Source organism: Metabacillus bambusae, from assembly GCF_017497975.1.
GTDB classification, from domain to species: Bacteria; Bacillota; Bacilli; order Bacillales; family Bacillaceae; genus Metabacillus; species Metabacillus bambusae.
Genome location: NZ_JAGDEL010000008.1, coordinates 1 through 22,916 on the forward strand (window position 1 = coordinate 1; position 22,916 = coordinate 22,916).

At 34.0% G+C, this 22,916-nt stretch carries 24 protein-coding genes; 17 read left to right on the top strand and 7 right to left on the bottom strand.

The window, feature by feature from the left end; translation table 11 throughout:
- Positions 1-564: 564 nt before the first annotated feature.
- The gene (locus I7822_RS12260) at positions 565-1,728 is read right to left on the bottom strand and encodes an iron-containing alcohol dehydrogenase (RefSeq protein ID WP_207978488.1); all 1,164 of its coding nucleotides are present in this window, start codon (positions 1,726-1,728) and stop codon (positions 565-567) included.
- A 240-nt stretch (positions 1,729-1,968) separates the two neighbouring features.
- On the opposite strand from I7822_RS12260, the gene I7822_RS12265 reads away from it, so the two are divergent.
- On the top strand, positions 1,969-3,180 hold the full coding sequence (locus I7822_RS12265; protein WP_207978490.1) for a CapA family protein: 1,212 nt from the start codon (positions 1,969-1,971) through the stop codon (positions 3,178-3,180).
- A gap of 81 nt (positions 3,181-3,261) precedes the next feature.
- On the opposite strand, the gene I7822_RS12270 is transcribed toward I7822_RS12265, so the two are convergent.
- Both I7822_RS12270 and liaG read right to left on the bottom strand, forming a co-directional pair.
- Positions 3,262-4,005, bottom strand: a complete 744-nt coding sequence (locus tag I7822_RS12270) for a PRC-barrel domain-containing protein (RefSeq protein WP_207978492.1) — start codon at positions 4,003-4,005, stop codon at positions 3,262-3,264.
- A gap of 383 nt (positions 4,006-4,388) precedes the next feature.
- The gene (gene liaG, locus I7822_RS12275; protein ID WP_207978493.1) at positions 4,389-5,243 is read right to left on the bottom strand and encodes a LiaG family protein; all 855 of its coding nucleotides are present in this window, start codon (positions 5,241-5,243) and stop codon (positions 4,389-4,391) included.
- A gap of 144 nt (positions 5,244-5,387) precedes the next feature.
- Between liaG and I7822_RS12280 the strand changes: the two genes are divergently transcribed.
- The 12 genes from I7822_RS12280 to I7822_RS12335 all read left to right on the top strand — a co-directional run bounded on the left by I7822_RS12280 (position 5,388) and on the right by I7822_RS12335 (position 15,331).
- Positions 5,388-5,513, top strand: coding sequence for an SPOR domain-containing protein (locus tag I7822_RS12280; RefSeq protein WP_207978495.1), 126 nt, complete (start codon positions 5,388-5,390; stop codon positions 5,511-5,513).
- A gap of 198 nt (positions 5,514-5,711) precedes the next feature.
- The gene (locus I7822_RS12285) at positions 5,712-5,876 is read left to right on the top strand and encodes a hypothetical protein (RefSeq protein ID WP_207978496.1); all 165 of its coding nucleotides are present in this window, start codon (positions 5,712-5,714) and stop codon (positions 5,874-5,876) included.
- 68 nt (positions 5,877-5,944) lie between these two features.
- Entirely contained in the window at positions 5,945-6,196 is a 252-nt protein-coding gene (locus I7822_RS12290) for a YnfE family protein (RefSeq protein WP_207978498.1), read from the top strand.
- Between the two features lie 358 nt (positions 6,197-6,554).
- Positions 6,555-8,102: a spore germination protein gene (locus tag I7822_RS12295; RefSeq protein ID WP_207978499.1), complete on the top strand. Its 1,548-nt coding sequence runs from the start codon at positions 6,555-6,557 to the stop codon at positions 8,100-8,102.
- Positions 8,086-9,357 carry a Ger(x)C family spore germination protein gene (locus tag I7822_RS12300; protein WP_207978500.1) on the top strand — a complete coding sequence of 424 codons (1,272 nt, stop codon included), beginning with the start codon at positions 8,086-8,088 and terminating at the stop codon, positions 9,355-9,357. Before I7822_RS12295 ends, I7822_RS12300 begins: the two co-directional genes overlap by 17 nt.
- A gap of 3 nt (positions 9,358-9,360) precedes the next feature.
- A complete protein-coding gene (locus tag I7822_RS12305) occupies positions 9,361-9,570 on the top strand; it encodes a hypothetical protein (RefSeq protein WP_207978502.1) in 210 nt (69 codons plus the stop codon).
- Between the two features lie 22 nt (positions 9,571-9,592).
- Positions 9,593-10,693, top strand: a complete 1,101-nt coding sequence (locus I7822_RS12310) for a GerAB/ArcD/ProY family transporter (protein ID WP_207978503.1) — start codon at positions 9,593-9,595, stop codon at positions 10,691-10,693.
- Between the two features lie 163 nt (positions 10,694-10,856).
- Positions 10,857-11,375, top strand: coding sequence for a TetR/AcrR family transcriptional regulator (locus tag I7822_RS12315; RefSeq protein ID WP_307847735.1), 519 nt, complete (start codon positions 10,857-10,859; stop codon positions 11,373-11,375).
- 131 nt (positions 11,376-11,506) lie between these two features.
- On the top strand, positions 11,507-12,382 hold the full coding sequence (locus I7822_RS12320) for a hypothetical protein (RefSeq protein WP_207978505.1): 876 nt from the start codon (positions 11,507-11,509) through the stop codon (positions 12,380-12,382).
- Between the two features lie 18 nt (positions 12,383-12,400).
- On the top strand, positions 12,401-12,832 hold the full coding sequence (locus I7822_RS12325) for an ABA4-like family protein (protein ID WP_207978506.1): 432 nt from the start codon (positions 12,401-12,403) through the stop codon (positions 12,830-12,832).
- Positions 12,833-13,127: 295 nt separating this feature from the next.
- Complete coding sequence (locus I7822_RS12330; protein WP_207978507.1) at positions 13,128-14,537, top strand: glycoside hydrolase family 1 protein; 1,410 nt, start codon at positions 13,128-13,130, stop codon at positions 14,535-14,537.
- A gap of 86 nt (positions 14,538-14,623) precedes the next feature.
- Positions 14,624-15,331 carry a GntR family transcriptional regulator gene (locus I7822_RS12335; RefSeq protein ID WP_207978508.1) on the top strand — a complete coding sequence of 236 codons (708 nt, stop codon included), beginning with the start codon at positions 14,624-14,626 and terminating at the stop codon, positions 15,329-15,331.
- Positions 15,332-15,490: 159 nt separating this feature from the next.
- Here the strand turns inward: I7822_RS12335 and I7822_RS12340 are convergent, their stop codons facing one another.
- Entirely contained in the window at positions 15,491-16,291 is an 801-nt protein-coding gene (locus I7822_RS12340; RefSeq protein ID WP_207978509.1) for a PAS domain S-box protein, read from the bottom strand.
- Between the two features lie 812 nt (positions 16,292-17,103).
- Between I7822_RS12340 and I7822_RS12345 the strand changes: the two genes are divergently transcribed.
- From I7822_RS12345 to I7822_RS12355, 3 genes are all read left to right on the top strand, one after another.
- Positions 17,104-18,483, top strand: a complete 1,380-nt coding sequence (locus tag I7822_RS12345) for a PepSY-associated TM helix domain-containing protein (RefSeq protein ID WP_207978511.1) — start codon at positions 17,104-17,106, stop codon at positions 18,481-18,483.
- A 26-nt stretch (positions 18,484-18,509) separates the two neighbouring features.
- The gene (locus tag I7822_RS12350; RefSeq protein WP_307847738.1) at positions 18,510-18,980 is read left to right on the top strand and encodes a FixH family protein; all 471 of its coding nucleotides are present in this window, start codon (positions 18,510-18,512) and stop codon (positions 18,978-18,980) included.
- A gap of 238 nt (positions 18,981-19,218) precedes the next feature.
- Positions 19,219-19,419: a hypothetical protein gene (locus tag I7822_RS12355; protein WP_207978514.1), complete on the top strand. Its 201-nt coding sequence runs from the start codon at positions 19,219-19,221 to the stop codon at positions 19,417-19,419.
- 117 nt (positions 19,420-19,536) lie between these two features.
- On the opposite strand, the gene I7822_RS12360 is transcribed toward I7822_RS12355, so the two are convergent.
- Positions 19,537-19,929, bottom strand: a complete 393-nt coding sequence (locus I7822_RS12360; protein WP_279381957.1) for a DUF2383 domain-containing protein — start codon at positions 19,927-19,929, stop codon at positions 19,537-19,539.
- A 197-nt stretch (positions 19,930-20,126) separates the two neighbouring features.
- Between I7822_RS12360 and I7822_RS12365 the strand changes: the two genes are divergently transcribed.
- Entirely contained in the window at positions 20,127-20,549 is a 423-nt protein-coding gene (locus I7822_RS12365) for a VOC family protein (RefSeq protein WP_207978517.1), read from the top strand.
- Between the two features lie 714 nt (positions 20,550-21,263).
- On the opposite strand, the gene I7822_RS12370 is transcribed toward I7822_RS12365, so the two are convergent.
- Entirely contained in the window at positions 21,264-21,674 is a 411-nt protein-coding gene (locus tag I7822_RS12370) for an SET domain-containing protein (protein WP_207978801.1), read from the bottom strand.
- Between the two features lie 143 nt (positions 21,675-21,817).
- Entirely contained in the window at positions 21,818-22,831 is a 1,014-nt protein-coding gene (locus I7822_RS12375) for a DUF3231 family protein (protein WP_207978519.1), read from the bottom strand.
- Positions 22,832-22,916: the final 85 nt, after the last annotated feature.

Consider the following 22,916-nt stretch of genomic DNA (forward strand, 5'->3'; position numbering starts at 1 on the left):
TTAGTTGAAAATGTTATTTTACTCATGTTGTCCCCTAATCCCCATTATCTTGAAATTAAAGTATATAAAAAAATACCTATAGATGAAACACTCTTTTATAAGTGTCCTTTCTATAGGTACCATATTAAAAAGGACGCCCTTTATCTTTAGAAAAGATTTGATTTCCACTCTTTCAACATAATACTAATTTAGTTGAAAGAGTGATAAAGATAAACCCGGAATATGCCCCGGGCATCAATGTACAACATGAATAGAACCATCTTCAAAGATTTCTACATTTTGATAGCTAAAAACAAAATCCATGCCCATGACTGATTTTCCTGCAGACAATTTCTTTTGGCCGTCTTCAAAAACTTCATGATTTAAAATCAAATTATAGAAATTGCATTTTTGATCGTCAATGATTTCGGAATCGACCAATTGAAAGTCGTTGCCGTATTTGTCCTTAAACCAAGCGCGATCTAGAGATTAGCGATTTAGAGTATGCTGAGATAGCTCAAGTATTTGCTAGACGTAATTATCAATGAAAAATCCTCGCTACAAACGTAAACGAGGTTTTTCGCCTTACTTAGCCAAATAATAGATGTTCAATACATCTTCTTCATTTAACTTAACAAAGTTTCCTAAAGGTCTATTCTCAGTTCCCTTCTTAGCCATTTCTTCAAAGTGATCTGAGTCAATATTAGCTTCCTTCAATGTGATAGGCATACCGATTGAGCTGAAGAATTGTTCTGTTTTTTTGATTCCTGCTAAGGCAGTTTTTTCTAGGTTATTTAAATCAATTTCAATATCCCATACTCGGTTAGCGAATTGAACAAATCGGTTAAGGTCATGTTTATAAACGTATTTCATCCATGCTGGGAAGATAGTGGCTAATCCGGCTCCGTGAGCAATGTCATAAATACCACTTAGCTCGTGTTCAATATCATGACTAGCCCAATCACCAATTCTTCCAATTCCTAATGAATCATTATGGGCGATTGTTCCTGACCACATAATCTCAGCTCTTGCCGCATAATTTGTTGGATCTTCAATAACAATGTGTGCATTATTTATGATCGTTTTTAATGTCGCTTCACATAAACGGTCAGTTACTTCAACGTTCTTTTCATTTGTAAAATATCTTTCTAAAATATGTGCCATCATATCTGTAATCCCACATGCTGTTTGATATGCAGGTAATGTATATGTAAGCTCTGGATTTAGGATCGCAAACTGTGGTCTCATCGTAATATGTCCTGTTGCTCGTTTATACCATCCATCTTCATTTGTTATAACTGTTCCAGAGCTAGATTCACTTCCAGCTGCAGGAATCGTTAAGACAACTCCAATCGGCAAACAAGCTTCTATCGTGTTTTTCCCTTCAAAGAAATCCCATACATCACCATCATAGTGAGCACCAGCAGCAATCGCTTTTGCAGAATCGATCACACTTCCTCCTCCAACAGCAAGGATAAAGTCGATGTCATTTTCCTTACAAAGTGCGACACCCTCTCGTACAAGACTAACTCTAGGATTTGGCTTAACGCCACCTAATTCAAAAATCTCAATATTTTGTTCTCGTAATGACGTAACAACTCTATCATAGAGTCCACTATTTTTAATACTGCCACCGCCATAATGCAAAAGAAGCTTTTTACTAAATACAACTGACTCTTGACCAACTAATTGCTCTTTATCTTTACCAAAAATAAGTTTCGTACTATTATGAAAAACAAAATCTTGCATGTTTACCCCTCCCATACTAGTTATACAATGTTATATATTACTTTTTCTAGCATATAAAAACAAGCGCTTTCATGTCGAATCGGCAAAAAATAAATACCAATCTGAAAATTTTCACTAGTAAATATCCGTTCGCAACTTTTGTATCATAAATTTCACAAATAATGTAACAAATACAGTACTTTTTTCGTTATAAAAGTATAAAACTATTTAATGATCTATAAATAAGGGGAATGGGGAAAAATGCATAATGAAAACAATTTGAATAGAACTAGAGTTAGTAGAAAACGAAGGCGATTGAAAAAGTCTGTCAGGCACTTTTTACTTTTTAGTTTTTTGATCATATTTGGAGTATTTATTTATAACCTATTTAAGGTTGAAGAAGTTTCTACTGATCTGACTGAAATTAATCAGGAACATAACTTAAAAGAGAGTGAAAAGCAAAACCAGGAACAAAGCACAAATGAGAATAAAAAGCTGGAACCCGTAACAGAAACCAAGATAAAAATAAGTGCTGCTGGGGATTTTACACTTGGAACCGATGAACGTTTTGAGTATACAGATTCTTTTGTAGATGAAGCTACAACAAATGGTCTTTCCTATTTTGTTGAGGGGTTGGGTACGACTTTCATAGAAGATGACCTAACGACTGTGAATTTAGAAACGACTTTAACAACTGCAACGGAGAAGGCAGATAAGACATTCACTTTTAAAGGAGATCCTTCCTATACACAAATTTTAGAACTTGGTGGAATAGAAGCTGTAAATCTAGCAAACAATCATATCTTTGATTACTTAGATAAAGGTTTTGATGATACAATTTCCGCACTAGAGAAGCAGGATATCGGATATTTTGGATATGACCATCAATATATAAAAAAGATTAAAGGGGTAAAAATAGGTGCATTAGGATATGAGGGATGGGGGGATACCCCTGAAATACGCAATAATGTTGAGCAAGATATAAAGGCTTTACGTGAAAATGGTGTAGAGATTATTCTGGTTCATTATCACTGGGGAGCTGAAAAACAGTACGTTCCAAATGATGAACAGAAATCATTGGCTAGATATACGATAGACAGCGGAGCAGATCTTATCCTTGGACATCATCCACACGTTGTAAAAGGAATCGAAGAATATAAAGGGAAATTTATCGTTTATAGTCTCGGCAACTTTATGTTTGGTGGAAATAGAAATCCAAGTAATAAGGATACGTTTGTATTTCAACAGACCTTTCACTTGAAAAACGGTGATCTCACAGACAAAAAAGAAATCAACATCGTACCATTCTCAATCTCATCAGTTTCGAATCGGAATGATTATCAACCAACCGTTTTAAGTGGTTCTGAATCTGACCGTGTACTACAGAAAATCATAGATGTTTCCAATCACATAAACGGTTCGGATTGGATTGTATATGAAAGTGATATAAATGAAGCTAATGTAGAACAATAAAAAACACAGAGTAACCCCTATTCCATTCCTATTAGGAGTGCAATAGGGGATTTCTTATGTTCACGATATTTAAAACCATATTTATTCATTTAAATCCAAAGAAATTTCAATTAATACTTTAGCTCCTTCATCGTGTAAAACTTTAATATCCTCACCAGATAATATGGTGCCTTTTTCAAATAACAATTCACCTGACTTGCTAAAGATATCCTTTTTAATTGAATTTCCTTTTAATAGTTCAATTAGCTTGGCTTTTAAAGCTGCCTTTCTATCTGGGAAACTTTGGGTTTCCCCTACAGTTTGCATAGGAGCAACTTGCTGCAAATTCGTCTTCTGTTCTGAAATTTGATTGTTTATTTCTTGTAAGGAATCATTTATAATGACATGCTCTTTCCCTAAAGAGATAACATTTTCAATCGGTAAAAACGTTTCATTGTTACCAGATAAAATCAGTAGACTCTCTAATTGACCATTTTCTTCATTAAAATAAAAGTCTGAAACTTGACCTGATAGAAATCCTTTTCTTGTCAGAACTAGTGATCCAATAATATGAATCTTTTTATTTAATAATTGATTAACAATAGGAATCTCATCTAAGTCAATAACTGAATTGTCCTGTTCCACCATCACAGCAGTTTCTCCAACTCCAACAATCTTTTTAAAAGGTACTGCTTTTACACCGACTTGCCAATCTTCCTGTTCCACCGTTAAAAAATCCACTGAAAAATTATCAGGATTGATAATCAACCCTTTGATTTTTCCAATTTGTTTAACTCCGGAAATACTAATGATGGGAAGATCTAATAATTCATTGCTTTTTTTCATTTCCCGCACTCCTGTCCATCAGAATGATAATCCTTTATCACAAAATAAGGAAGTTTATTTGAAATGCTGTGGTTTAAACATTTATTTATAAAGCAGGTATATTTCACTTACCTGTATTTATCAAAAAAACTGTATTAAATTAAGTAGACCAATATCCTAATTCACTTTTTATATACTTATATGTTTTTTGGGCATTGTTGTGACTGATAAAAGGAAGTTATAAAGGAAATTTTAATGAAAGAAGCCTAGTTAGTGTTGGGAAAATTAAATGGAGGTGTTTAGTGAAGGTTGATTATTTAACCTTACTGTCCTAATAATGTGAATATCAACTATTAGTCAAAAAAACAGCATATTATCTATATGCTGTTTAAGTGTAGGGAGTATTATTTCACCTTAATTTTCCCACTATTTACATCTAAATCAATATCATGCTGACCAGAACCGTGTTTTCCTTCAATCCTATGTTTGTCTTCTTTAAAATCTATAAGTGAAAAATCAGTTGAGATTGATCCACTACCTATTTTTCCGTTTAACGTAAAATCAGCATTGGCTGGTAAATCAAGTGTTGCAAAACCAGAATTCACTTCAACGTTAACAGAGTCCGATAATTTGTTCATTTTTAGAGAAAGCTGACCAGATGTAACGTGTGCATCCACTTCTCCGGAATAATCCTTTACATCCAATTTTCCCGAACTCATGTTAAAGGAACCTTTCTTTGTAGTAAAAGAATCAATTCCAACATAGCCTGAAGAGCCATCTTGTTCGAAATAATCTGTCATAATATTACTTAATTGTACATGGCCTGAACTCATATTTAATGTAAGGTTTTTTAAATGCATAGGCTTATTAATAGATTTTCCAGAAAAGGAAAGCTTCCCTGAACCACTATCAATCACCATATCACGATCATAATCTTCTGGAATGTAAATGGTTAAGTTCTTTTTATTAAAAAGCGAAAGGAAATTGAACGAATTTTTTGATTCAAACTCAACCTTAATTGAATCACCATTTTCCTGCACTGTTACTTTTCCCTTTCCTTTATACTCAGCTCTTACGTTGTTTCTTTTTTCAGGAATAATTTTTGTACTTACACCTGAAACATCAATTTCAATCAAATCAATGTTATTTGTCACTTCAGCTTGATTGGTCGCCTGCCCAAATGCTAACCAGGAGGTGTTTGTAACAATAAGTAAAAAAAGACCGACAAGAAAAAATCCTAATACAAATAGTTTTTTCAATAAAATACCTTCTTTCTTAAGCTATATTTTTTAAATGAATGTGCTTAGGAATCACGATAAGTTCATTTTAAATAATGAAGGAGGACCTTACAATGAACTCAGGATTTATTTGCAACTAAGGCTTGAGGCGTATATTGAAAATAATTGACTTTATACCAATTGTATCGTGTTCAAGCTGGAGCCTTCTCAAGTCGAGAAAATGCAGAAAAGAGTCTGACTGAAGTGAAAAATGCAGGCATAAATGATGCTTATATTGTTGCAGAAAAGTAAATGCTAATTAAGTGTTTAAGCGGATCAAAATCATTTTTTGTTGGATAGGAGAAATAGGTGCAGATCTTAATTGCATAAAAATACGGTGATATTCCTTAGTTAATAAAAAATGTTGCCATTTTTTTTGACTACATATAAGTAATTGAATGTCCTATCGTTTATTGTTACATACTAACGAAAAAAGGGAGATGATCCTTAATGGGAAAAAGGAATAAAGAATCATCACAAAACAACTGGACTAAAAGTGAAATTAAGTCAACTAATATTGTTGCAACTGAAAAAGAAACTGATCACGAATTTTCGGAAGAACTTTCTGATGGAGGAGAACGAAACGAAATAATCAAAAGACAACAAAATAAGTAATTCATTCTTTCAAGATAATAAACTAAACTATTGCGGAGAATGTTAAAAATAAAAGGAGTTAAATGAAAATGGAAGAGTTAAAACAGTATGTAGATATCGTTAAAAAAAATTTTGAAACAATGAATGCTCCTGACTACGAAGGAAAAGAAGCAGATTTAATTAATCAAAAAGAAGATCTAGTGAATTACGAGGAGTATTTGAAAGAGAACAGTACCTCACTTGAAAGCTTCGATAAAATTGTCAGTGCTACTGTAGATTACGCATCAAATGAAATCTCTTATTCTGAATTAGAAGGAATTTTCAATCGCTTAACAAAATAGCATCCTTGGGGATGTTTTTTTAAGGCTCTTTTCTAAAAGATTGTTGCTTTTAAAACAACAACTAATTCAGGTTGATTGGAACGGATTGCGAGACTCCTGCTTAGAGCAGCGGGACAGGTGAGACTCATGCAGGCGTTTACGCCGAGGAGGCTCACCGCCCGCCCCGCGGAAAGCGAGCAACTCTCGCTGCAATCAACCACACCGCATGACTTGGTAAATAGCAAAAAAGTTTGCGAAAACAGCCTTTTATAAAGTGAAAAAATGTAAGTTTACAGCTTCATACCCTGTTAAATTGAACTATTTATTAGGAATATTTTCAAGGTATTTTGAGAAGCTTACTTTTATGGAGGTGTAAAAAGTGCAAGAAAATAAACTTGAACAAGCTATTCTTAAGGTCCCTCTATCTACTTCTCTTGATAAAAACCTTTCTCAATTAAAACAAATATTTGAAAAGTGTGAGGATATTGTTTTTCATGAGACAGAAATTCATCATATAAAAGTTTGCCTCGTTCATTTAGATAAAATTAATAAGGAGAAAGTGATTGTTGAGATTGAGCAGGTCTTTTCTACTTACAATAGAGAGGATTTTAGTTTAGATTCAAAAAATCCAATCACAGCTTTTTTTGAGCAGCGTTTCCCTTTCAGAAGTGTTGAAAAACTTACAGAAATAAACGATGTAGTAGAAAAAGTATTAGATAGTGAGATCGTTCTCTTTGTTGATGGATTAGAGAAGGCATTGTTGTTTCAAACAAATGATTTAACTGGTAGATTTGTTTCTGAACCTAGTAATGAACCAACCGTTCGCGGTCCACAGGTTGGATTTGTTGAAGATATAAATATGAACCTAAAGCTAGTTCGTAAAATAATTAAAACACCTTCCCTTAAAGTAGAACATTTAATTGTTGGTAAGCAAACAAAAACAAATATTGCTTTACTGTACCTTAAGGGTATAACTGATGAAAATATTGTTAAAGAAGTACATAAACGGATTTCGCAGATTCAAATAGATGGTGTTTTGGACAGTCAATATCTAGAATCGATGATTCAAGATTCTAGGAATTCACCGTTCCCAACCCTTTTTAGTACAGAGCGACCTGATCGAGTATCCGCAAGTCTGTTAGAAGGAAGGGTTGCCATTCTAACAGATGGCACACCTTATGCATTGACGGCACCAGCGTTATTTGTTGAGTTTCTTCACTCAGGTGATGATTTCTATAATGGGTCACTTGTCTCGACAGTAGTCAGGTGGATTAGATTTCTTGGGTTTTTTATCACATTGATTCTTCCAGCTTTCTTTGTGGCGATGACTTCCTTCCATCAAGATTTGTTACAGACACCCTTTCTAATCAGAATTGCATCTTTACGTGAAGGGTTGCCATATCCGGTTTTGGTTGAAGCGATTTTTATGCTTTTAACATTCGAGCTCATTCGTGAAGCAGGCTTAAGAATACCTAAGACGTTCGGTAGTGCTGCAATAACTATTTTAGGCTTAGTGTTAATTAGTCAGTCTGCTGTCCAAGCTGGGATTATCGGACCAATCATGGCGATCGTGGTCTCAGTTACTGCACTAACTTCCTTTATTTTACCTAATTATTCTTTTCACCAAATTATTCGCCTATGTGGACTTCCTTTACTTTTGTTAGCTGGTTTATTCGGGTTTATGGGAATTATTGTTGGTCTCATGTTTGGATTAACTCATTTAGTTAGTTTAAAGTCTTTTGGAGTTCCTTATTTTACACCTGTTTCTCCAGCATATAGAAGAGGGTGGAAGGATGTTTTCATCCGTGCACCATTATGGGCAATGGAAACTCGTCCACCTGGTTTGGGTGTAAACAATCCTATTCGTGCAGGTGAAAATGACGTAAATGATCCAAATAGTGAGGGAGATCATGGTGATAAAAACTAATTATATAATCTCAAGAAAATTAAGGACTTGTCTCATTTTGCTGTTTCTACTTCCACTATTATCAGGGTGTTGGAGTAGTCGAGAAATAGATAACCTAGCGATTATTAATGTTCTTGGAATCGACCAAAATGAAGTTGGTGAATATGTAATTTCCACGGTTATCGCTAATCAAAGTGATCCAACCTCAACCTCTAGTGCCAATGATTCTAAGAGTTCTGGGAGTAACAGTTCGATTATTAAAACAGCAACTGGAAAAAGTATTCATGAAGCAATGGGAGTAATCTCTTCCTCAACTTCAAAAAGAATTTATCTTGGACATGTAAATAACATCATTTTTGGAGAAAATGTAGCTTTAAAAAGTATGGAAGAATCACTTGATTATTTTAGAAGAGAAAACGACTTCAGGCCAAATATTAATGTACTAGTCACGAAAGGACTAGCAGCAGATATCGTAAAAATTAAACCAGAACTACAAACAAATCTTGGCTTTACAATAAGAGATATCATTAATGAAAATCGGTATGTGCCTACGGCTATGGGAAGAGATATTAGCCAATTTATGAAGGCACTTTCAAGTAATACAGTTGATCCTTTTACAACCGAAATAGGTATTGTAAATAATACAGAACAACCTGTAGAGCAAGTATCACCAAATTCCTCTACTGATAAAGAGAAAAAGAGTAATCAAAATGAGAAATCTGATATTGGTATAAAAGGTACTGCTGTTTTTAAAGGGGGCAATTTAGCTGGCTGGTTAGATGAAAGAGAAACGCGTGGATTATTATGGGTCCAGGGTGAAGTTGATACAGGAATCGTTGTGTTAAGTTGTGATGGTGAAGATAATGGTGTCGTATCTCTAGGAATTGGTAAAAGCAACTCGAAGCTTATACCCAAAATATCAAAAGACAAAGTAAGCATGACTGTAAGTTTAGATGTGAATGCTGAGATTAGAAGTGTATCATGTTTAAATCTTAAAATGGATACTAGTCAGATTGAACGTCTAAATAAAAGACTTGAAAATCTTGTCAAACAGGAGGTAATGAGTGCAATTTCGAAGGCAAAGGATCAATGGCAAACTGATATTTTTGGTTTTGGAGAGGTAATCTATCGTAATAACCCTAAAAAATGGGATCAAATGAGTAAACAATGGAGAACCAGTGGGTTAAAAAACATGGGGGTACAAGTGAAGGTTACGGGTAATATCTCAGGGTATGGACTACAAGAAGATCCTATTAAAGCTAACGAATCGAGGTAACATATGGATATTTTAATTAGCATTCTTTTTATCTTTCTGATTTTTGCTTCATCAGGTGCCCACCTCTACTTCGTTTTGATGAATAAGGACAAAAAAACATTCATCGCTCAGATTACCATTCTCTTAATTGCGGCTTTAGGTGGAGTGCTTGCTATCTATAATTTAACAGATCCATCTATTTCAAAGATGCTGAATAATATAAGCCCCTTATAGAACTGAAACGGAGGAACCATATATGATTGAAAAGGGCAAAATTAGTAATATTCAAGCAGGAATGTTAGCAGTTACTTCATTAACAATTGTCGGACATCTAATTCTATTGACAGTTGTGATTAGCCAAGCACGCCAGGATGGATGGGTTTCTAGTATCATTGGAACTATTTTGGGTTTAATTGGAATTATTGCTTTAGTTAAGCTTTTACAAAGTTTTCCCGGTCTTACCTTGATTGAAATTTTGTTCCAGCATTTTTCATGGGTAGGTAAAGTCATCGGAATTCTTTATCTTGTTTATTTCTTTGTTATGACGATCCTAGCAACCAGATTATTCGCAGAGGCCTATAAAAAGATTATGGTAGATACCCCTCTTTGGGCGTTTGTTACCATTATTCTTCTACTAACTACATTTATTGTTTACTCTGGATTGGAAACACTTGGGAGATTAAATCAAGTCATGCTACCTGTTCTCGTGATTATTGCTATTGCTGTTGTCTTTTTAACAATGGGAAAAGAAAAAGACTATTCAAATTTGTTGCCTATTTTAGGTAATGGTTTTACTCCGGTTGCTAAAGGGTCGTTGTCAGTCATGGGCTGGTTTGGGGAGTTTATTATTATGTCAATGATCTTTCCTTATGTACAACAACCTAAAAAGTTAGTAAAAACAGGCATAGTCGCAGCTATCATTACATTAGTCTTCTTTCTCGGTCCGATTACAGGGCCTATTGCAATGTTTGGACCTGTCGAAGCAGCTAAAATGACCTTACCGACCTTTTCAGAGGTGCGTTATATTGTTGCAGGAGAAGTCATTAACCGTTTTGATGCAATTGCTATTCTTTTTTGGACGGTAGGCTTAATGATTCGCATTTCAATCTTTTTTTACGGAGTTTGTTTAGGTACAGCTCAAGCGCTCAAGTTAACGAGTTATCATCCTTTAGTTATTCCATTTGCCTGGTTAATCGGTGTGGGAGCCATCTTATTTGCAAAAAACTATGCTGAATTAAAGGAGTTCTTATTTCAGACTTATGTACCTCTAAATCTGTTAATTGGTGTTGTCATTCCGTTGTTGCTGCTGCTTGTCACAGTTTTTAGGTTCCAAAAGAGGAAGTCCATGCAATCGTAATAAACAGAATAGGATTATCCAAGAAAGAGGATGGCGAAATACAAAAAATAAGCTACATAAATCATATTCCTGAAATATTAAAAAGTAATCTTGACAAAAATTTCAATTTTTAACAAGATTTATTTATTAATCAATAAATAGATAAATAAAAGGAATGATAGTAGTGGCTGTCCGTGAAGATAAGAAGGAACAAATTATTGATAATGCAGTAGGGGTTTTTGCTGAAAAGGGATATTATAAAGCAACGACTGCAATGGTGGCAAAGGCTTCTGGAGTAACACAGCCATATGTGTTTCATTTTTTTGCAAACAAAGAAGAATTATACAAAGCTGTAATTGATCGTGCCTTTAGTCGAATATATGACACATTTGCCGAAGTTAATGCACCGGCTGATCAATTAATCGAAACGATGGGGCGTGCATTTACGCAAATAATCCAAACTCATCGTGATGAAGTTTTGATGGTCATGCAAGCTCATGCTATATCAGATGTAGGCATTCGTGAACATGTTCGAAAGTTGTTCCTTACCATATTTGAATCATTAACAATGAAATTTGAAAGAGCGGGAATTAGTCAAGCAAAAGAAACAGCAGCACATTTTATTGGCACGGGATTGCTGATTACAGTTGCAGAAGTATTGAATTTACCTCAATTATGCAATGGGAAAAATGTGGTAGAGTAAAAGGTTTTGTGAAAAAGAAGGAGTGATTGATCTTTCTTTTTTTGCATCGTTATTTATTGATTAATAAATAAATAAAAATTCAAATTGAAAGAAGGGACAAATCTTGTCAAATATTATGAGATCTGGCCGTCATGATACATGAACCTGCAATTAAGCTATTTGAAGGAGAAAAGTGGCTTGTCTTAACTAGTAGTATAGGTTTTATTCTTGCTGCAGGGATTGCAATTTATCTTTTTTTTCAAGGTCCAATTATTTTACCTGAAGGTAATGCTAAGGATGCCTTTTCGTTTAATGCAGCAATCGGTGTCTTTGTCCTATCCATTGCAGCCATTTTACCTTTTGCTAATTTTAGAGAGCGTAATCGAAAGATGATGCGGTGGTTTTTTATCATAACAGCTTTATATGCCTATGCAGTCGAGACGATTCAGAATTTCCGAGGATTAAATCCACGATTTTCTCGTGAAGGATCTGTTTTTGATATTATTGCTGGTATCCTATTTGGCGTTGATTCACTTGTGCTTGTGACACTTGCCTTGTTGCTTCCAATTCAGTTTTTTCGGCTAAAAGCTCCTGTTGAGCGACCATTGCTTATCCTGGGGATTCGCTATGCCGTACTCTCTGTTTTCGTAGCAAATCTTGCTGGTGTATGGATGATTTTGCTTCAAGATAGATTTACAGGTGATGCAGGAAATCTAATCGTATTACATGGAATTGGCTTTCATGCTTTACAGACATTGATTGTGCCTGGATGGTTTTTGGAACGAGCACAAATCAATGAAAAGTTAAAAAAATCACTCATTCACTATGGCAGTATGGCTTGGATACTATCAATTATTGTGATAGGTATTCAAACTGGATTAGGCAAAACTGTTTTTGAATTAACAGCATTACCAATCTTTGCGATCATTTTGTTGTTTATTTGGCTTGGGACGACGATTTATGCTGGTTGGCTTTTTATAAAAAGGATGAGGAAATCTACTCTCTCAAAACAAGTTAGATCCCTTTAGGGAAAGGGGGAAGAGTTAGTGTTTGAGCTATTGTTTTCACTTTCAAGTATTGGGATATTAGTTTGGTTACTGATGATCGTTCTTCCTACATGGAGAGTGACACGTTTACTTGCAGAACTAAAAATATTTCCAATCTATTTATCAATCCTCTATATTGTCGGGATCATCACAGTTATTTTAAAGAATGGCTTCGGTTTTATGCAGTATTTTAGCTCTGCAGCTGGAGTCATTCGATTGCTGTCAGAACCTAATTTTGCCTTATTGGTATGGATCCATCTTCTTTGCTTCGATCTATTCGTTGGACATTCTATTTACCGAGAAAATTTAGAGTACAGATATATCCCATTACCACTCCAATCAATTATATTATTTTTGACACTTATGTTTGGACCTTTGGGATTGTTGACCTATGTTGTGTTAAGAAATGCAAGCAATCGAAAGAGAACTTAAGGTTAATGGCTTTTCTATTATTATTTGATCCATATTCAAAGGTGAGTAAGCTTATTTTCAATATTAACTAAAAGGACGTGATCCATCAGGATTAACGTCTTTTATGTATTTAGCACTCTGTTTTAATTAGTCAGATTAAAGTAAATACTATTTTTTGTACCTATGTTTTAATATTTTACTAAGTTTATGTAGTCAAATATAAAAATAAAGTATATAATCACTGTAATATTTGTACCTACAAATATAATATATAGTTATAAATTCAATAATTTGAACTGAGAACGGAGGGTATAAATTGAAATTTCCACATGATTTTTTATTCGGAGCAGCTTCTGCTTCTTATCAAATAGAGGGTGCATGGAATGAAGATGGTAAGGGATTAACAAATTGGGATGTCTTTTCAAAGATTCCAGGGAAAACGTATGAGGGAACAAATGGAGATGTAGCCATTGATCATTATCATCGCTACAAAGAAGATATTAAATTAATGGCTGAAATGGGACTTGAATCATATCGATTTTCCATTTCATGGGCGCGTATTTTGCCAACAGGTGACGGAGAAGTCAATGATAAAGGTTTGGAATTTTATAATAATGTAATTAATGAATGTTTAAAATATGGTATTGTTCCATTTGTAACGCTGTATCATTGGGATTTGCCTTTTACACTTGAAGAAGTTGGGGGTTGGACGAATAAGCGTACAGCTGAAGCCTTCGTTAAGTATGCAGAAGTTTGTTTTCGTGCATTCGGAGACCGCGTCAAACATTGGATTACATTTAATGAAACGGTTATGTTTTGCGGATTAGGCTATTTAAAAGGAGCGCATCCGCCTGGTATTCAAAATGATGAGAATAAATACTTTCAAGCGACACATTACGTATTTTATGCACATGCAAAAGCTGTAGAGGTATATAAGGAAATGAATCATTACGGCGAGATTGGTATTACCCATGTTTTCTTACCAGCTTTCAGTGTAGATGATCGTCATGAGAATGTATTAGCTGCTCGACATGCCAATGAATATGAAACCTTTTGGTATTATGACCCAATTTTAAAAGGAGAATATCCTTCATATGTGGTCGAGCAATTAAAGGAGAAAGGCTGGACGCCAAGCTGGACGGAAGAAGAACTAGCTACCTTAAAAAGAAATGCGGGAAAAAATGATTTTATAGGACTTAATTATTACCAGCCGATTCGAGTAGAAAAAAATAACGAGGCTGTTTCATCCATGGAACATTCAAGAGAAACATCTACTCTAGCTCCAGGCAACCCGTCTTTTGATGGCTTTTATCGGACCGTAAAAATGGAAGATAAAACATATACAAAATGGGGTTGGGAAATTTCACCTCAAGGATTTTTAGATGGGCTGCATATGTTAAAAGAGCGTTATGGTGATATTAAAATGTATGTAACAGAAAACGGACTTGGTGATGAAGATCCAATTATTGAAGGTGAAATAGTAGATGTTCCCCGTATTAAATATATTGAGGAACATTTAAAAGTGATTAAGCGTGCAATCAATGAAGGTATTCACTTAAAAGGGTATTATGCATGGTCTGTCATTGATCTTTTAAGTTGGTTAAACGGATATAAAAAGCAATACGGATTTATTTACGTGGATCAAAAAGACAATTTAAACCGAAAGAAAAAGCTATCGTTTCATTGGTACAAGCATATTATTGAGACGAGAGGAGAAGAGCTGTAAGCAAAATGAAAACCTCTTGATTTAAATCAAGAGGTTTTGTGTATAATAGAGGCAGTAAATAATTGAACGAATAATAGGGAGATTATATGGCTGTAAAATATAAAGAAATAGCTGAATGTTTAGAACGGGATATTAGGGATGGGAAATTTGATAGAGCGAAAAAGTTGCCGACAGAAGAAGAACTGATAAATAATTTTAAAGTGAGCCGAAATACGATCCGAAAAGCAATTAATCAGCTTGTTAATCGTGGCTATGTCTATCAGGTGCAAGGTAGTGGAATGTTTTTACGGGAAAAATCCGTAACAGATTATATAAATTTAGGGAGTCTTAGAGGATTAACAAAAGATTTAACATCTAAAATTATTGAGACAAAAATTCTTGAATTACATGTACTAGATGCAGATGAAGTAATAGCAAAACAATTGCGTTGTGAAGTAGGAGCAAAACTTTATTATATTAAGCGGCTGAGAATTGTAGATAAAGAACCCTTCTCAATTGAAATAAGTTACTTTAAAAAAGACATTGTGCCATATTTAAATGAGGATATTGCATCGAATTCAATTTATAGTTACCTTATTGAGGATTTAAAATTAACCATTGGTTTTGCTGACAAAGTAATCAATTGCGAAAAAATCGGTGAAGCAAATGCGAGATTACTGCATGTTGAACCACTAGATCCAGCATTAATTATTGAAAATACAGTATGTTTAACGAACGGAACCATCTTTGAATTATCTAAATCAGTATTTCACTATCAAAAAGCTAAAATCTTAAATCGAATTAATTTTAAATAAAATGTTTTTGAGCTAAAAACCAGATTTGTAAGTTATGTTAAGTATAGATTACAGAAGTTATGTGTAGCATTTAACACTAAAAGGATGTATTAAGATGAAAGGTGAACAGGTTTAATTTATATAATAAAAAGAGCAATGCTTTTATCGCATTGCTCACTATCATATACTGAATTTATTTGTTTTCTGTTGATTAATTTCTGTTTCATTATAAGTGACACCTAATAAATGGAGTGCATCCTTCACAGTTGACACAGTTGGCGTGGATTTAAAATTTATATTCAAGTTTATGGCAGCTAGAGCTAATTCGGGCCTTAAACCTGAAAAGATAGAAAGGACACCTAACAATGACAATACATTGTTAATTTTAAAAATGTATCCAGTTACCATAGAATCTAGATTATAAATACCAGAGAAATCTACAATTAGATATTTTACTTTTTGTTCCTTTACCTTTACTGGGATACTATCCAGAAGTTGTACTGCTCTTTCCTCATCTATCGATCCTAATAAAGGAAGTACCGCAATCCCTTCCAATAATGGAACTAATGTTGCTGACAATTCATTTATTTGCATTGTTATTTCTTTCTGCCTTTTTTCAGTTAATCTTCTTTCTGTTATATCTCGTACATATGTCTGGATAGCTTTTGTATTACCCATCAAAACTGGATGACAGTATAATTCTACATCCACTGTAGTGCTATCCATTCTATATATAGTTTCTTCAATAATATTTGCCGGCTGTTCATAAGCCGAAAGTATTCTTTTATCTATAGCTGATTTGGATGTCTCCTTAAAAATATCTAATGGACTTGCTCCAATAATATCTTCTCTTGAAGCCCTAAAAAAAATTTCGGCAGCACGATTAATATATAATATTTTTAGCTGTGAATGAATAATTAATGGTTCCAAAGCATATTCAATTACTTGTTTGTAATCTATTTCTGAGATATTTTCACTCATTATATTCACTCCCTAGTATAAATTTTATATTAGTTTCGAAATTTCAACAAGCAGTAATTCTCAGCTTGATACTTGACCACTTTTGGGTGAACAAACCAAAATGGTATGGAACTTCTTACTGACTATTACAGTAGAATTTATTACCTAAAGAAAGACTAAGTGAGGCAATATCGGTTTTATACCTAGTAATGAAGCCTTTGATCTAACTTACCAAGCTTTGGGACGTGTATCAAAATGGTTGAATTCAGTATAGCATCCTCTCGTACTTCAGCAAAAAAGCGCTGGCATAGGAATGTGAGAATTCTTAAAAGATGTTGTAACTAGAAAAATACAACTAATTAAGATGGCCATTCATTGAGGAGCATCGGTTATGAAGTAACGCAAATGGTAGAAGAGATGGATCGTTGATAAAAGTAGTGACCCAAATATGGAACTAGTTATCATTTAGAGTGATTTTATTAGATTGTTAAAGTAATTAGTCTTTTTTAAAAGGAAAAAGAGCCAATTAGTACTTGATAATACATAAATTTGCTCTTTCTTAAAAAGATTAACTATTAGAAGAGTAGTAGAATGTTACCTATCAAAGCCAAAATAGGGTTCAGAAATGGTGATTTAGTTTAAGATCTGGTTTGAGACCTTTTACCTTTTTTAGGGCTAATAAAATTCACATTCAGTTCTTATGAAAAGAAATATTGTTGATATTGTACTGAAAATAACACAAAGTTTTCTCCTTTTCCATCACATTAATTTCTATACTATATGAAGGAGGAAATGATCCTTATAAGATTGAGATAAAAAAGGAGTTAATATAAATGGAAGTAGCTGAGGAAACAATCACTATACAAAACCCAACCTCAAGATCGAAGAACAGCTCTGTTTATAAAACAGTTTGGAGATGGCACTTTTATGCTGGAATTATTTTTGCACCGTTTCTTATAATTCTAGCAGTAACGGGTTCGATTTATTTATTTAAGCCACAAATTGAACAAGTGCTTTATCAAGACTATTACGATGTTACGCCAAATGGAGATAAATTGCCAGCATCCAAGCAGATTGAGGAAGTAAAGATTCTTTACCCTGAAGCAGTAGTGACAAACTATCGTCCTGGCGAAAATGCTAAACGTTCGAGTGAAGTAAGCATTACTTCTAATAATGAGTCGTTTACAATCTTTGTAGATCCTTATACAGGTGAATCTATTGGAGCGTTAAATAATGAAAATAGAATAATGGATAAAATTGAAGAAATTCATGGTGAATTAATGGCAGGTACTCTAGGTGATAGAATTGTAGAATTAGCTGCATGCTGGGGAGTCGTGTTGATTGTTACAGGTCTCTATTTATGGCTTCCAAAAAAGAGGAAAAGTTTGTCGGGTGTGCTTTTTCCAAGATTAAATAAAGGCAAAAAAGTACTAAGACGAGATTTACATGCAGTACCTGCCTTTTGGATTACAGCAGGGATGTTATTTTTAATCATGACAGGTTTACCTTGGTCAGGTCTTTGGGGCAGTAATTTTCAAGTGATAACTACTAATTCTGGCTCAGGCTATCCACCTTCGATCTGGACAGGAAGTGCTCCAATTTCCACAATCAAAACAAAAGATATAGCTGATGTCCCTTGGGCAGCAGAAAATTTAGATGTACCCTTATCAGAAATTCAAGGTTTTATTCCAATATCAATCGATGAAGTTATCGCAATCGCTAATCGAGAGGGATTAAGTCCAATCTATACTGTATCAATACCGAATGAAAAAGATGGAGTTTATACATTATCAGCTTTTCCACCAAAAGCAAAAGATGAAGTAACAATGCATTTTGACCAGTATACTGGAGCAGTTCTAGCTGATTACCGTTATGATGACTATGGTTTAATAGGAAAAATAGTAGCCATGGGAATAACCTTGCACAAAGGGACTGAATTTGGTCTAATCAATCAATTATGCTGCCTACTAATTTGTTTAGGAATAATATTTGTTGCTGTTAGTGGCTTTTATTTATGGTTAAAACGAAAACCTAAAAAAGGATTTGGTGCACCAAAAGCCCTGAGTAGTAAGAAAAAGAAGTCATTACTCATTATATTAATAGCTTTGGGTATTTTGTTTCCATTAGTTGGTGTGTCACTTATTGTTGTTTGGCTATTAGACAGGTTGGTTATTCAAAAAATATCTGTTGTTAAGAAGTTTATGAATGCTTAATTTGAATGTAAAGGATGTCTTTCGCTGTGAGAAAATATATATGTATTTCTTTCATCTTACATGTCAGCCTGCTGTTAAGTGCATGTTCACTCGACCAGGATGTCGCGAATCTGTACAAAGAGGAAATACCTCTTGAAGTCGAAATAATCCTGCCACAATCCTTTTCAGATAATAAACAGGAAACAATAGAGGCAACACTTACACAAGATGGGAAAAGGATAACAGAGGCAGATTTTGTTCACTTTGAGATATGGAAACAAGATGGTTCTCTCAAATATGAGATGGAAGAAGCTGTGGAGGAAGGAAACGGCATGTATAGTATTACTAAGAAATTTGATCGTAATGGTCTATACTATATAAAAGTCCATGCTGGCAATAATGGTTCTGTCATTATTCCCCAAAAACAGTTTATTGTAGGAGAATTATCTGAAAGTGAATTGAATTTCTTGCAAAAAGGTTTGCAAAAACAGGTTGAAAGTCATGAACAACATCATTGAGTAAAAGAACTTTAACAATCTAATTTTATATTTCTTAGTATTCAACTTGAAATGGATGGAAAATTTTATATTATACAGAGTGTGATATAGTTAATTAATGTAGAATCAGATATATCGGATAAGCCTTTTTTAACGAAAAGCTAGTTACTTAGAACGGCGTTTTAGGTTAGAGAAGGATTTACTGTAACTAATGGAGTGAAAGTAAATATATCATCTTTTTGTCGAGGAGATTTATGTAATGAAAAAGTTTTTTTCAAGATATTCTCACTGGTTAGCTCTAATAATAATTAGTTTTGGCTTTAGCACAATGTTTATTAACTTCAAAATTGCTACACCTGACATTATAGCCGTTATTATGGGAGGAATTGGTATGTTATCTGTTGGTTACCTTTGTTTTGTTATAGAGAGACATAAAAGAAAGCAGAGAGAAGAAAAATAGATTTCTTCTCAGAGATAAGATTTTATGCTGCCATTCTTTATAGCTGTTATTAATTGTGAAAAATACGGGTGTCAAACAAGGAGACCAACGACTTTTGTTGGTCTTCTTGTTCTATTTTTAATGTAGTAAGTGTCGTAAGTATTCAACATGTCTTCGGCTAGTATCAATAACTTCCTCAACAATTTGTTTACTAGTTTGATCTAAATCACCTTTTACAAACTCCTCTGAATATTGCACACCATAATTATCCATGCCTTTTAAAGCATCCTCAATGATTTTTTTTGAATCAATAGGGAGCATGATTTTATGCATAAAGCTATGCATCGATCCAGAGACCGCTTCATCGTCGGCTGGAACTCTGCCTAAATTCTGTATTCGTTCCGCTACTTTTTGGGCATTTTGCTTTATGTCCTGTTGCATAGACTGAAAGTTATTCTTTAATTCACTATTGTTTACCTTTTTGATATAGTGTTCAAGTGGACGTATACCCATGTATATACCCCTTAACAACGTGTTTAGTTCCTATATAATTGTCTCATTTGTCATAAACTCACATCCTTTCTACGTATCATGATGCTTGTGTATTGAAATATTCCTAGCTTGTTCAATTTTAAGTGAAGGGTAATTTACGATAAAATGGAAGTCTGCATTACTTGTTTGTATACCTAGACATCATCATATTTTTATAAGGGGGGTATCATTATTTTATGAAACCACGAATTACAGTAATTACATTGGGAGTAGATGATTTAGAAAAATCATTACAGTTCTATCAGGAGGGGCTTGGACTACCGACTCAAGGTATAGTTGGCAAAGAATTTGAGCATGGTGCCGTTGCCTTTTTCGACTTACAACAAGGCTTAAAACTTGCTATTTGGAATCGTAAAGATATTGCTCATGATGCAAAGATTAATCAGACCGTATCTAGTCCTACTGAATTTACTATTGGTCACAATGTAGATAGTAAAGAAGAAGTGGACAAGGTAATGGAACAGGCTAAGCAGGCTGGTGCTAGTATAACCGTTCCGCCTCATGACACTTTTTGGGGTGGATACTCTGGCTACTTTCAAGATCCTGATGGTCATTTGTGGGAAGTAGTCTGGAATCCGCACTGGGAAATAATTGAATAGTTAACAAATGGACAGCATGTTTGGTTTTACTTTAGTATAAGCTCTGTTAATAACGTTAAAATAAGCTGTAAAAATACAATATTCCTTTGATATATGTATTTTTACTGCTTAATATCTATTTAGACTTTTTTAATTCTAAGTAAAATTGAGATTGTAAGAAGTCTTAATAAACTTATCTTATCTTCAAAACTCAGTCAATTTCTTCAAATGTGTTACTCGCGTTACATCTTCTGTAAAATCTAAACACAGAGTTTTTAGATGCTCCAAAAAAATTAGAATATTTAAAGGAAACCGAACAAAGAAGACATTTTCAGTTCATGACCTATGAAAATCAAAAAAACAGTCATTCCAATTAACTCTACTTGGCTTCTTAGGAATAGCTGCAGGTATCTATACCGTAAATGCCTTTATAATGAAGCTATCAATTGGAGTATCTTTTATCGCTAGTGTTGGGTATATTTTTTGTAGTTATAAGCTGAAAAAATGGTTTAAGTATATGCATGAAAAACGGAGAGGTTAGGGGCATTGTAAATACAAAAACCTCTTGGTTATTATCCTAAGATCCTGCGTACAAATGGACGAATGAGAACCAAGAGGCTACTCAAGTGAATAAAAATCAGAACGAATTAACACCTTAAGAAAAAAGTCTAATTCGCTCTGGCAGTGACTAGTAAAATCAATCATTTTAGAATCTAGAATAAAAAAGGGAAATAATCAGCCTTTTGTTTCATCCTTGTCATTTGCAATCTCATCTTTATTGAACCAAAGTGGTTCGTTGTCATCAACCTCACCATTATAGTTGATGAGGATCTCTTCCCCTGCTTTTATATCTTTGTAAGCAAAGAAATCAAACGTATGGTTCTTAAAATTGATATCATAAGTAGCATTAGGCTGATACGAATGATTAAATAGCATACCATAGCCTAACAATATCGCAGTGTGGTTTTGCCCATACTCGAACGCATAATCGTCAAGTAACGTTTTCTCGATATGAATGTGTTGCTCATTTGGATAAGAAATGACTGGTGCTTCATGTAGAAGTGTACCTTTTGCTATATCAGTTGTTGCAAATACTCCTCTATTGAATTCCCCATCACTGAGTGGGGATGTTTTAATTTCGATAATGTTAATCACCTACGAGTTCTTTTAAAGTATTTTATCTTCATTATCTTGACAGTAAATAATGAAGAAAGCAACTGTTTTAACGAACCGAATTAAAAAAATGATCTTAAATCTAATAGATTGCATTAAGAATTCGTATGAAAGAATTATTTATGATTCGCCAAATTTTCTCGGTCAGAAGCTAATGGTGGTTGTTCCATCCATCCGTTACTTATTAATAGTTCGGCTCCATCATCTGCATATAACCCTACCTCAGCCATAAGACGTGTGTATTCTAAAGCAAGATCTCTTCTTTGAGAAACAGCTAAACCAGCTCCAAAATATCCGACCGCTGAGGATACCAATATGACAATATGATTTAACATCAGTTTATCTGAATAGGGTGGAATTGTTGAACTAGTTACTTCAGATACCCATGATGCTGGAGATGCTAATTCATCTTTAGTTAAAGTAGAACTAAGCGTATTGAACTGTTTTTCACAAATGTCTTTCCCTTTTTGGAAATATTTCCTAACCTCTTTTGATTGGCAGACCTGTCCAAATCCAATTTCTAATACGACTTTCACGATAATCTTTAGCATGTTAAAACTAATACCACTAATTTCTATGGCATTTAAAGGTCGTTTTTTGCCAAACCAACCCGATAAATATCGTTGATGATCTACAAAATCAATTTGATTTGGGGCGTTAATACGTGGGGGTCTACTGTAAATGCCTTTATTTAGCAAAACATCTAAGGTCCGTTCATATAGCTCCATTGTTTCTTTATTACATTGAATGAAGTAGGCTATTTGGTCTTTGCGGGTAGAAGTGCCTACAGCACCAGCATAGCCAGTCAATCCGAGTAAAGTCATAACATGTATATACACTAATATAAAGGTATCTGTAAATAGGGGAGGGGAATTAAGGTTAACATCTTCTTCTTTTGTAAATCCCTTTGGAATAGGATAGTTCTCTTGTTTCAAAAAATTTTTTATTTTATTAATATGATTTTCAGCTATTTTAAGCGCAAATTCAAGTACATCCTTTATATCCTCATCATGTGCCTTATTAATAGAATGATAAAGAATACAAATTGATAAAGAATCATTGATATATTGAGACCAAAGATTTGCTATTTCTGATGATGTAAGGCTTAGGTTATTACTGATATTTTCCACGAAAAAACCTCCAAGAATTAATTACCCTGTTCTTTTTTGCTTCATTAAATTTATTAATTATATATAAATTCACCTTTTACTTTTG